Source organism: Streptomyces sp. NPDC057428, from assembly GCF_042803195.1.
GTDB lineage: Bacteria > Actinomycetota > Actinomycetes > Streptomycetales > Streptomycetaceae > Streptomyces.
Genome location: NZ_JBHVCT010000072.1, coordinates 1 through 11,575, shown reverse-complemented (window position 1 = coordinate 11,575; position 11,575 = coordinate 1). Strand labels below are relative to the sequence as shown.

The 11,575-nt window shown below is 70.3% G+C and carries 9 protein-coding genes and 1 pseudogene; 1 reads left to right on the top strand and 9 read right to left on the bottom strand.

The window, feature by feature from the left end; translation table 11 throughout:
- Positions 1–93 precede the first annotated feature (93 nt).
- Genes eccCa through ACFU5K_RS23945 form a run of 3 tightly spaced genes read right to left on the bottom strand, consistent with a single transcriptional unit; the run spans position 94 to position 5,176 of the window.
- Positions 94–4,173: a type VII secretion protein EccCa gene (eccCa, locus tag ACFU5K_RS23955; RefSeq protein WP_384065095.1), complete on the bottom strand. Its 4,080-nt coding sequence runs from the start codon at positions 4,171–4,173 to the stop codon at positions 94–96.
- Positions 4,170–4,643: a hypothetical protein gene (locus tag ACFU5K_RS23950; RefSeq protein WP_384065093.1), complete on the bottom strand. Its 474-nt coding sequence runs from the start codon at positions 4,641–4,643 to the stop codon at positions 4,170–4,172. Before ACFU5K_RS23950 ends, eccCa begins: the two co-directional genes overlap by 4 nt.
- Before the next feature lie 2 nt (positions 4,644–4,645).
- Positions 4,646–5,176 carry a WXG100 family type VII secretion target gene (locus ACFU5K_RS23945; RefSeq protein WP_384065091.1) on the bottom strand — a complete coding sequence of 177 codons (531 nt, stop codon included), beginning with the start codon at positions 5,174–5,176 and terminating at the stop codon, positions 4,646–4,648.
- 175 nt (positions 5,177–5,351) lie between these two features.
- On the opposite strand from ACFU5K_RS23945, the gene ACFU5K_RS23940 reads away from it, so the two are divergent.
- Positions 5,352–5,954, top strand: coding sequence for a hypothetical protein (locus tag ACFU5K_RS23940; protein ID WP_384065089.1), 603 nt, complete (start codon positions 5,352–5,354; stop codon positions 5,952–5,954).
- Positions 5,955–6,058: 104 nt separating this feature from the next.
- Here the strand turns inward: ACFU5K_RS23940 and ACFU5K_RS23935 are convergent, their stop codons facing one another.
- The 6 genes and pseudogenes from ACFU5K_RS23935 to ACFU5K_RS23910 all read right to left on the bottom strand — a co-directional run.
- Complete coding sequence (locus ACFU5K_RS23935; protein ID WP_384065087.1) at positions 6,059–8,764, bottom strand: right-handed parallel beta-helix repeat-containing protein; 2,706 nt, start codon at positions 8,762–8,764, stop codon at positions 6,059–6,061.
- 28 nt (positions 8,765–8,792) lie between these two features.
- The gene (eccD, locus tag ACFU5K_RS23930) at positions 8,793–10,148 is read right to left on the bottom strand and encodes a type VII secretion integral membrane protein EccD (RefSeq protein ID WP_384065085.1); all 1,356 of its coding nucleotides are present in this window, start codon (positions 10,146–10,148) and stop codon (positions 8,793–8,795) included.
- 53 nt (positions 10,149–10,201) lie between these two features.
- The gene (locus ACFU5K_RS23925) at positions 10,202–10,528 is read right to left on the bottom strand and encodes a WXG100 family type VII secretion target (RefSeq protein ID WP_384065083.1); all 327 of its coding nucleotides are present in this window, start codon (positions 10,526–10,528) and stop codon (positions 10,202–10,204) included.
- A gap of 64 nt (positions 10,529–10,592) precedes the next feature.
- Complete coding sequence (locus tag ACFU5K_RS23920; RefSeq protein WP_384065081.1) at positions 10,593–10,955, bottom strand: WXG100 family type VII secretion target; 363 nt, start codon at positions 10,953–10,955, stop codon at positions 10,593–10,595.
- Positions 10,956–11,236: 281 nt separating this feature from the next.
- Positions 11,237–11,362, bottom strand: a complete 126-nt coding sequence (locus ACFU5K_RS23915; protein ID WP_384065079.1) for a hypothetical protein — start codon at positions 11,360–11,362, stop codon at positions 11,237–11,239.
- A gap of 18 nt (positions 11,363–11,380) precedes the next feature.
- Positions 11,381–11,575: pseudogene (locus tag ACFU5K_RS23910) on the bottom strand (MFS transporter); the annotation flags it as partial.

Below are 11,575 nucleotides of genomic sequence, written 5' to 3'. Positions count from 1 at the left end.
GGGGGCTTGGGGGGGACCGGGAGGCGGTCGCCGACGAGGCCGACCACCGCCCTGGGCCGGTCGCCTCTCCCAGGAGCTGTCCGCGGTGTCGGCTCAGGAGGGGCCCTGGTCGGCGTCACCGGTGTCGTGGACGGTCTGGACGAGGAGGGCGCTGGTGCGGCGGGAGACGAGGATGCCGCGGCCGGGCGGGAGGCGCCGTGCCCGCTGGTCGTGCAACACGGCTCCCTCCCGGGGATCGCCGGACAGGATCAGCCCGCCGGCGCCGAGTTCGCGGATCCGGCCGGCTACCGGGTCCGTGAGCGAGCGGCTCATACCGCCGGTGCGGCGGGCGAGCACCACGTGGAAGCCGAGGTCGGTGGCCTGTGTGAGGTAGTCGCCGACCGCAGTCAGCGGCCCGCGTCCGCCCGCCCCGCCGCCGCCGGCCACCAGGTCGTAGTCGTCCACGACCAGATAGAACTCGGGGCCCGCCCACCAGCCGCGCTCCCTGAGTTCGCGCGGCGTGATACCGGGAGGCGGCATGCGCTCCCGGAGCTTCTCCACGACCTGGGCCAGGTAGGCGGTGGCGGAGTCCGGGTCCCCGGCCGTCGCGCCGACGTAGTCCTCGGGTACGGCGCCGAGCAGCCCGCGCCGGTAGTCGATGACGATGAAGCGCAGGTCCCAGGCCGGACGGCGCCTGGTCATGGCTCGCATCCAGGAGCGCAGGAACGTGGTCTTGCCCGACCCGGAGTCGCCGTACACCAGGAAGTGCGGCCCGTCGGCCTCCAGGTCGAGTGTCGCGGGGAGCAGGTCGAACTCTCTGATGCCGATGGGCGCGGCGCTCGTGGGCAGGGCGGCCAGGCCGCCGGGCAGGGCCTCGCAGGCATGCTCCAGTTCCTCGGGCGTGACCGATTCGGCGAGCACACGCAGCTCAGGGGCTGGGGCGCCCTTCCAGCCCGCGACGAGTTCGTCGACCACTGCCTGCTGGGCCTTGGTGAGGTTGTCGGTGGTCGCCGCCCCGTCCAGCCGCGGCAGCGCCGCGTGGAACACGTGGCCGGGCGGTACGAGGCCCCGGCCGGGCACGAACGCGCGCAGCTGCCTGGCCAGCGGCCGGGAGATCTCCGACTCGGTGGGCTCGGCGAGACGCAGTTCGAGGCGGCCGGGGATGGTGTCGCGCAGGTTGGCCCGCAGTTCGGCCCAGCGGTTGGCGGTGAGTACGAGGTGGATGCCCACGTTGAGACCGCGTACGGCGATCTCCGGCACCACGGCCTCGGCCTCCTCCACCGCAGAGCGCAGGGCGGCCCAGTTGTCGATGACGAGGATGATGTCGGCGGCGTCGACACCGGCCGGCAGGGCCTTCTCGTCACGCAGCCGGCGGAAGTCCGCCGCGGAGTCGATGCGCAGTTCCTGGAAGAGCCGCTCCCGGTCGTCGACGAGCTGTCGGACCACGGACAGAGCGCGCCGGGTACGTACCTCGTCGTGCCGGGTGGTGACACCGGACACGTGTGGTGCCCGTTCCAGGCCGACGAGACTGCCGCCGCCGAAGTCGATCGCGAGGAACCGGAGTTCGTCGGGGGTGTGGGTGAGCATCGCGCTCATCATGACGGAGCGCAGCAGGGTGCTCTTGCCGGACTGCGGTGCGCCCACCACGATCAGGTGGCCCTGCTGACCGGCCAGTTCCAGGAGCACGGCGCTCTGCTGCTGGCGGCTGGGCAGGTCGACCACCCCCATGGGGAAGCTCAGGCCGCCGCCCTGGGGCCACAGCGTGGAGTGGAAGCCGCGCTCGTCGTCGGTGTCGACGGGGCCGAGCATCGAGTCGAGTTCGACCGTCGTGGGCAGCGGCGGCAGCCACACCTGGTGTACCGGAGTGCCATGAGCCCTGATCCGTTCCACAGCCACCTGCATCTCGGTGCGCCGGCCGGGCAGCGTCCGGGCGAGTGCCACGGAGGGCTCGGTCTCCCCGGCCTCCTCACTCATGGTGTCCACGGCCGTCCGCAGGCCGAACAGCTCCGGGACCGGGGGAGGTCCGGAGACCGGTTCGCGTGCGTCCTCATCCTGGTAGGCACCGGAGATGTGGGCGACGCGGAAGCGTTCGTAGATGGACTCGTCGACCTTCAGATAGGCGGAGCCGGGGATCGCGGGGAGCCGGTACGCGTCGGGCGTTCCGATCACGGCCCGGCTCTCCTGGGCGCTGAAGGTGCGCAGGCAGACGCGGTACGACAGGTGTGACTCAAGGCCGCGCAGGCGGCCCTCGTCGAGGCGCTGGGTGGCCAGCAGCAGATGCATGCCCAGGCTTCGGCCGACCCGTCCGATCTGTACGAACAGCTCGATGAAGTCGGGTCGCTGGGCGAGGAGTTCACCGAACTCGTCGACGACGATCATGAGATACGGCATGGGCTGCAGGGGCTGGCCGTCCACATCGGTGCCGCCGCTCGCCTGCAGGATCTGGTACTCGCGGACCGAGTCGACGTTGCCGGCCCTGCGCAGCATCTGCTGGCGGCGCTCCTGTTCGCCCTGAAGGGCTGTGCGGACCCGGTCGACCATGGCCAGGTCGTCGGCGAGGTTGGTGATCAGGCCTGCCACGTGGGGAAGTTCGGTGACGCCGGCGAAGGTGGCGCCGCCCTTGAAGTCGACCAGGACGAAACTCAGGTGCTCCGGGGCGTGGGTCATGGTCAGCCCGGTCACCAGGGTGCGCAGCAGTTCGCTCTTACCGGAACCGGTCGCGCCGACGACCAGACCGTGCGGGCCGATGCCGCCCAGGGCCGATTCCTTGAGGTCCAGCAGGAGCGGGGCGCCGTCTCCGGTGAAGCCGATGGGCATCCGCAGCAGCGCGTCGTCGTCGGGCTCGCGCCACAGCTGGGTGGGGTCGAACGAGCCGAGATCCGCCACGCCCAGCATCTCGGGCAGGGCGACGGTGCGGGCGAGAACCTGCTCCTGCTCGCCGGACAGCCTCAGCGGTGCCAGCGCCCTGGCCATCTGCTCGCCGACTTCGGGCGGGCACGTGTCGGCGACCGCGTCCTGGGTCGCCTGCACCAGGGCGGGATAGCGGGTCTCAAGGCTGAGGTTGCCGTCGGCGTCCACCCGGGCGCGCGCGTCGACCCGGCTGGGCTCCTCGCTCTCCTTCGTGACCAGACACACGACGTGCAGTCCGCTCTCGGGGCCGGCCTCGGCCAGCAGATCGGCGACCACCGGCAGGCGAGCCCAGTCCGCTCCCGGCCGGAATCCGTCGAGCACCACCACGAAGTGGTGCGACACCTTGGTCTCCCGCCGCAGGCCGAGGGAGACGCCGCGCTCCGCGCGATCCTCGCGGACGCGGTCGACGTGGGACTGGAGGACGTCGGCGATGCCGTCCATGCTCTCGGCCACGATGGGGACGGAGTCCCCCCTGCCCGGCCGGCGCACGTGCGGCAGCCACTTCACCCACGCCCAGGAGTGGTTCTCCCCGGGAATGAGGGCGGCGATCCTGACGTCGTCGGGGGCATGCAGCACGGCCAGTTGCGCGAGCAGCGCACCGACGAGGTCGGCCGTGCGCCCGGGCGGGCCGAGCAGGCTGAGAACGCCGGTGTTCGCCAGGTCGACCCAGGCCGGCTGGAGACTGACCGTCGCGAAGTCGCGGGAGAGGTTCTCGGCACGGCGATGCGACTCGGTGTCGTGCTCCGTCGTGGGGTCGTTGTGTCTGCTCAGGGCGATGCGCATGGCGGGCACCGCCTGGCCGATCCCCAGCCGGAGCTTCATGAAGTCGGCGTCGGCGGGCCTGCGTTCCCACACCCGGCGCGGGCCGGTGGTGGTGATCGCCCACAGCCTCTGGGGGCTCGGGTGCACGAAGGCGCCGGCCGCGCGTTGCGCCGCCGCCGACTCCCGCGCCTGGCGCCGGATGTCGGTGAGGTATTCGAAGTAGCGGTCACGTTGGCGGTACTGGGTGCGCCGGTTCGCGTTCTTCGTCTGTGTCCGCACCAGGACCGTGACACCGACGGAGACCACGACGAAGCCGACGCCGAGCATCATCAGCCATGGCCGCCCGAACGTGAACATGTAGGCGGCCATGCTGATGCTGCTGAGCAGCGGCAGCAGCATGTACAGCCAGGTCTGGGCCTGGTTCTGCTGGGCCTTCTGCGGCGGTGCGGCCAGCGCGACCTGGACCTCCGGCACGGACGGTGGAAATGTCCTGGCGGGGCGGTGGAAATCTGTCCTGGTCATGAATTCGGGAAATCCTGAGTAATGGGATGTTCGGGCCCGGTCTGGTCAGTGGGAAAGGGCCAGATGATCTTTCCGGTGACTCCGCCGAAGGAATAATCAAACCCGGTTTCCTGGGGATGGACGAGAGCGTCGGCGAATTTGCGAAAGGCGGATTCCAGATCCAATTCCAGATGACTGAATGCGACACCCGTCCCCAGGATTCCGCCGGCCATAGCGGGAAGTACGCCGGTTTCACCGTCCTTCTCACCGAACATCTGCTTCATGACGTGCTTCCAGCGGTCGTTGAACGCCTGCGCCTCGTCGGCGCTCTTGGACACCCACCCGACCCTCAGGTCGGCGACCGTGTCGCTGATTCGCTTGACCGAATCGCCGACGTTGTTGGCGAGCGCTATGAGCTTGTCGCTGTCCGAGCCGAGCGCCTGAGGTTCGATCTTTATCGAGCTGACGTCGTAGTCGGCATTCGCGGGCATGGTCAGCCTCCGGAGTTGTGGGTGTTGGCGGTCTCGGCCCCGGCATAGTTGTCGTATGCGGCCTGCATGCGCCGGGCCATGTCCTGAAGCAGGTCCTCCATGGCGCGCGAGGCGTTCGTGAACCAGGTCGCCATCGTCTCGAAGCTCACGGCCGACGGGCTCTGCCAGGAGGCTCGGGCCGCTTCGAAGCAACTCTGAATCTGCCCGATCAGGTCCGCGATGTGCCCGCTCTCCGATCGCACGACCCCGGCGGCATGCCTGAGATCGGCCAGGGCGACCCGGAACTCCTCGGCGGACATGTTTCCGTGGGACGTGTTCGAGTTCCCGTGCCCCCCACCGGATCCGCCCTTGTCCGAGACGAGGGCGCGACGGTCGTTCAGGGGTGCCGGTGTCTCTGCCGTGTGGCCCTGAGGGTCCGCCTCGCGGGCGCGGTCGCCCGCCTGCACCATGTCGTGCAGGTCCGCCGTATCACCGGCGAATGCCGTGCGAGGCGTTGCGAGAATTTCTGGATCTCCCGTCGGGGACGTCGTCATGGCTCTGCTCCTTTCAGCCGAAGACCGCGGTACGCGGTTTTTCTGCCGGGTCGCCGGAATCCTGATACCGACCTTTCGTCACAGGACTCCGGTATGTCAGACTGAAGCCGGTCGACGTTCGTCGACGGCAATTCCGGAACGGTCTCGCCGCCGGACAGGCACACGGGAGGGAATCATGGCCGACGGTCAGCAGGACGATAAAGATCTCGACGCCGGGAAAGACTTGAGCCCAATCGTCCCGACCGTGGGGGTAGGCTGGGACACTCCTCCCAGCTTCAACAACGATCCGAAGGGACAGACGAGCGGAAATCGGTTGACCGATGTCGCCGAAAGCGGCCCGATCCGCTTCGACGCGGCCGGGGTGCGGGCGACCGAGAACACCCTGCTGGCTCAGGGGCGCAACGCCGCCTCCGGCTACGAGTCGCTGCGCCAGCGGGTCGACGCCGCCGTGCACGGGCAATTCTGGGGCCCCGCGCATCCGCCCTCGGTCATCTCCTCGGGCCAGAACGCGGGCACCCAGACCCCTGGTGACACCAGCTGGTACCCGACGAAGGAGGAGAGCGAGAACGCCGACCAGAAAATTCTCGCCGACATCGGTGCGGACTTCGCCCAGCACATCAATCCGGCGATGCAGAGGGCTCTGGCAGCTCAGGCAGGCGCCCTCGGACTGCTCGGCAACTACATTGCCATGATCAACACATCCGGTCAGTCCTACGCCCATGTCGACCGGGCCGCGACATTCCCGGACATCCAGCGCCCGGTCACCGGTAACCCCTAGGGCGTGTTTCGAAAGTAGCGCCGTCCGCCCGGCGGTTGCGCACCTCGGGGAGCAGGGCGGACGGCGCGGTGCCCCGTCCCGGCCGGCAGCCGTGCGGCGATCCATCAGGCCACCGCCGCGGGCACGTCGACCGGCGTCAGCACGGTCAGGTCCTCGTCGCTGGGATCGCCCAGGTCGGCAACGCGCATGGCGTGCTGCTCGGTCATCTGCTGGAAGGCCTGCCGGGCGGTGCGCCCGTTGCCGAAGCGCTCGGTCCGCTCGATCGAGTCGAAGTGGGCCAGCAGTGCCGTCGCCGTGTCCTCGCCGAGCCTGTACTCGTGCTGGTACGCCTGGTGCTCGACGATCCGCACCAGGTCCGCCGACGCGTAGTCGTCGAAGCGGAGGGTGCGGGTGAAGCGCGACGCCAGGCCGGGGTTGGAGTCGATGAGACGGTCCATGTCCTCCGGATAGCCCGCCGCGATCACCACGACGTCGTCCCGGTGGTCCTCCATCAGCTTGACCAGGGTGGAGATGGCCTCGTGCCCGAAGTCGTTGCCCTGCCCGGCGGGAACCAGCGCGTACGCCTCGTCGATGAACAGGACACCGCCCAGTGCCCGCCGGAAGACGGCGGTGGTCTTCGGCGCGGTGTGCCCGACGTACTCGCCCACCAGATCACTGCGGTCGGCCTCCACCAGATGTCCCCGGGCCAGCAGCCCGAGGGCGGCAAGGAGTCGGCCGTAGAGCCGGGCCACCGTGGTCTTGCCGGTTCCCGGGTTGCCCGCGAAGACAAGGTGCCGGCTCAGGGGCGGCGGCTGCAGGCCGGCCTCCTGACGCCGTTTCACTATCTGCATCAGCTTCGCCATGGAGGCCACCTCACGCTTGACGCCGCCCAGGCCCACCAATTGCTCCAGTTCGGCCAGCAGTGCGGGCAGTTGGTCCTCTCCGGCCACGTCTCGTCCGTCCGCTTCGACGCCGGCCGTCCCTCCCTGGGCCATGCCGGCGGTGGCGACCATGGCAGGGACCACCCGTCCCGCCGCCCCGGCCTCGGCCTGTGTCGGCAAAGTGGCGACCTTGACGTCGTGGCTGCGGCACTGCTCGAAGCGGGCTTCCGCGTCGTCGGCCTGCGACAGGTCCTCGTCCACGTCGTGCACCAGCAGGCGGCGCAGTACCGGGGCAGCCTTGGCGCCCACATACACCGCCGGATAGCCGGTCGCGGAGACGTCGCAGTCCTCCAGCAGCCCGCGGGCGCCGTCGCCGACGTACACGCCGTTCTTCGCTGCACCGGTGACGGTCAGCGACCGCACCCGGGGGTTCGCGCCGGACCAGATGACCAGTCCGCTCCCCTTTGCGTCCGAGATGGTCAGGTCCTCGATCCAGGCCTCGCTGCGCTCGCCGAGGAAGACGCCCGCTGATCCCGGGGCGTCGACGTGTCCCCCGAGCACCACGGCACCGGTGCCGGCGGCGATCTCGATGCCGGTCCTGGCGGACCGCAGCACCTCGCACCCTTCCAGCAGCGGCCGGTGGCCGGTCTCCAGGCGGACACCGGTGTCCGCCTCGCTGATCACGCAGCGGCGCAGCACCACGTCCGCTCCCTGGACGTCCACGCCCGTCATCCGTGTCCGCTCAAACCGGGTGTCCTCGGCGACGAGGTCCGCCCCGCCCGCCACCCGCACCGCGTGCTGCGCACTGTCGCGCACGGTGCAGCCCAGCAGCACGGCGCTGGCGCCGCCGCCGATGTTCAGGGCCGTGTACGTCGTGGTGGAGATCTCGCACTCGGTGAGCCGGACGGTGCCGCGGTCCGAGGCGTGCACGCCGTTTGCGCCGGTGCGGGCCACCGTACCGCCGTGCACTCGCAGTTCGGCGGTGTCCAGAACGGCCAGGCCGGTACCGGGCACGTCGACCACCCGGGTGTGCTCCAGTTCCACTCGGCCGGTGCCCGAGGCGATCAGCCCCGCCCCGCCGGTCTCGCGGATGTGGCAGTCCCTCAGCCGGAGGTCGGCCGCGCAGGCCGATACGCCCTCTTCTCCGGTGCGGAAGATCTCGCACTTCTCCAACCTGATCCGCGACTCCTCGTGTCCGGCCGCTGCGGCGTTCGGGTCCACGGCGGGTGCGGCTGCTGCCGCGGCGCCGGCGGTGTCGGCGATCCGCACGCCCTGGGACTTGCTGTCGTGCAGCCGGCAGCCGCGCAGCAGGGGACGGGCGAAGGGGTGCACCAGGACCGCCGCGTCGCCGGTGTAGCGGACGGTGCAGTCGTCGAAGGTGCCCGCCGACTCCCCGGCGGTCACGATTCCGCACCCGCCGACACGCTCGATCGTGGTGCGACGCACCTGCGCACTAGCCGCGTCACTCAGCGTCAGGCCGTGCCCGGTCGCCGCTCTGATCACGCAGTCGTCGACGGTCACCCGCGCGGTGCCGGTCACCTGGACGCCGGAGCCGGTGGTGTCCTCGACCGTGCACGAACGCAGTTCCGCGGCGGCGGCGCGCACGATCTCGATCCGGCCCCCGGACACCGCGCACCGGTCGAGGAGCGGGCCGCCGCCCGTGAGGAGCACGGCGGGACCTCGGTCAGCAGCGCCCTCGACGGTCACCTCCCGCAGCACCGGGGAGCCGCCGTTCACACTGACCGCGGGACCGTGCACGGCCACGACGCGGACGGTTCCCGGCCCTCTCTCCGCGACAACCGTGACATCTCGGTCCAAGACCAGGGACTCCCGGTACTCGCCTGGTTGGACGCGGATCTCCGCGCCCTCGTCGGCCGCGCGGATCGCGGCCGTGACGGTGCGATAGGTGCCCCAGCCCCGGTCCGCGACCCGCAGCACGTTGCGCTTCACGGACGGCGCGCTCCGTTTTCCGGGCCCGTCACGGCGTCTGCCCCGAGCCTGCCAGCGTGGTGAACAAGCCGAAGACGCCCACCGCGAGCGGCACACAGGCCACCATGAGGAGCCCGGCGAGCGGATCGATCCAGGAGGGACGCTCGTCGTCGGCATCGACGCGGAAGGCCCGGCCCAGTCCGACGAGCATCGCGAGCACGGCCACGACGAGCAGCACGGCAGAGCCCGCCCACTCGGGCGCGCCGAAGGCGGCCGGGGCCCGGGTGAGCGTGGCCGCCAGTCCGATCGTCCCCGCGGTGACCACCGGCACGACCCCCGGCGCCAGCGTCAGCCGTCCCGCGCGCAGGACGAGCGCCAGGCCGAGGCAGCAGGCCAGGGCGACCGCGAAGGCCTGATGCGCCGATCCCAGCACGACGATGCAGGTGGCGGCGACCACGGAGGCCAGGAGGTTCGTCCCGATCAGCAGCCGCTGGCCGCGGCTGACCAGGAGCAGCACGTCGGCCTCGTCGTCGTGGCCGCCCGCCGCCATGGTGTTCGATCCCGCGAGCACGGCGAAGTGGCCGGAGATCTTGGGGGCGGCGCCCAGCACCACCAGCATGGCGACGCCCACCACCGCGGACGCCTCCAGCAGCGTGGCGTGACCCACGGTGAGGCCCACCGTCAGCACCAGGGCGAGCCCGGTGATCGCCACCGCCATCAGCGTCGTCGCGTGGCGGATGGCGAGCAGGGCCGCGAGCGCGCCGAGCACGGCGCCCACGCTGAGCGCGACCAGCACCGAGTCGGTGCCCGAGGCCCGCGGCAGTACGACGCCCACCACGGCCAGCAGCGGGACGGCGGAATGCGCCATGATCAGCCGCAACCCGAGTGGCAGGGACCACTGTTGGCGGGTTGCGTGCCAGGCGAGCAGGGTCAGCGACAGCGCGACGACGACGGCCGCCGCGCCGGTGGCCGGCAGCACTCCGTCCGGGTCCCCCGTCCACGCCAGCATGACGAAGCCGGCGATCAGGCTCAGGACGCCGAGGACCAGGGTGGTGTAGGCCCGCGAGCGGCGGCCCCACGCGCTGATGCCCCCGTCGGCCTGCCCGACCGTCTCCTCCAGGTCGGTGACCACGGGCTCGTCGAACTCGCCGGCCGCCACGTCGCTCAGGTACAACGTCGCACCGTCCGCCACACCACATTCCCTCAGGGAGGTGTCGGGCGCGAACGGAACCGCACCGGGCAGGGCGAGCGACCAGACCGGGGGGAAGATCTCGTCGAACTCCACCTGTCCCACGAGCTTGAGCAGCGTGGGGGTGTACTCGGCGATGGCCGCCTCCGCGGGTACCGTGAGGTCCACCCGCCGCCGCGCTCCCACCACGGTCACATGGCAGCGTTCATTCTCCACTGGGCGTTGTCCTTGTCACCTGTCGGCCCGGGGCCGGTTCTGCTGTACCGGAGTCAGTGCGTGGCGGACCACGTCTTGATGTTCGCTTCCTCGGCTCCTACGTAGTTGCCCCAGTTCACCCGCATCGCGGCGGCGATCTCGCCGAGGACGCCGCCCTCGCCCTCGCTGCCGAAGAGCCCGACGGCGGCCATGTCCCACTCGTGAACGCGTTCCTGGTACCTGGTGGCGGACTGCGCGTTCCATGTGTCGATCAGCGACTGGATCCGGTTCCTCAAGGCGTGCAGTTCGCCCATGATGTGCGCCGCCTGTCCGTTGAGGTAGGGACCTACCCCCTCCAGTTCGACGCCGACGCGGATGGGTGTGCTCTCGATATCGGGCATGTCGAATCCTCGGACCGGGAAGTGTGTGGTGTGTGGGTGTTGTGCGGTGGGTCTCTCGCCGCGGTCAGGAAAGACGCGCCGGCGGAAGCGACACCTTGTTGAGGTTCGAGACGTTCGCGTGCTCGCCGTGAAGGTAGTTGTCGGCGCTGCTGGACAGACCGTGCGAGATACCGAGCAGGGCGCTCTGCATGTGGGTCGCGTGTGTGTCCCATTCGATCATCAGCCCCCGGAAGGTGTTGTGAGCGATGCCTCCCCACACGGATTCCAGGCCCTGGACGTACGACTTCAGATTGTTCAGTTCGTCCTGCACGGTCTGCTGGGTGACGCTGATGTCGATGGCCTTGTCCCTCAGGTCCTGAGGTGTCGTGTCGTAGAGCACTCCGTCCGAGCCCTTGAAGCTGGACCCTCCGCCGTCGGTCGCCACCATGGTGTCCGCCTTCCTGAACTGGTTGCCGGAGCGGACGCATGGTGCGCCGCCTGCCCCCCGGTGAGACATGTTTGCGTCTCTCGCTGCCGGTCATCGTACGGTCGTGGACGCCGGTCCATATACATAATCGCATCATCGGCGGTACTGGCTTAACACACGTATGCATCCTAGCCGGTAGCCGACCGATCTCGGACACCGGCGGGACACGGGTACGGCCCGGAGTCGCGTGCGCGCCGGGCGGGGTACGGGAAAAGTGTTCGACTACGGGGCCCGGCGGCTGCTCACGCGTTCTGCTCCTTGGCCAGGGATGTGACCGCGGCGATGCGGTAGGCGTCCGCCTCGTCCAGCGTCTCGTGCTCCAGCAGGCCCGCGGCCAAGTCGTCGAGGCGGTAGCGGTTCTCTCTCACTCGCCCGTCCCGGCGACATCAACGGGGCCCGTCCAGGGCTGCCCCTACCTCGGCAGATGCCCCTTCCGCAGGGGTGCCCGGGGACCCCTGCGGCTCTCCTGCCACGACGACGTGACGCCGTCGAGCGGTCGCGGGTATGAGGGCGGCCGCCACGGCGGCGACGGCCAGAGCGCCGGCCAGCAGCGTGAAGCCATGTGTATAGCCGGACTCCGC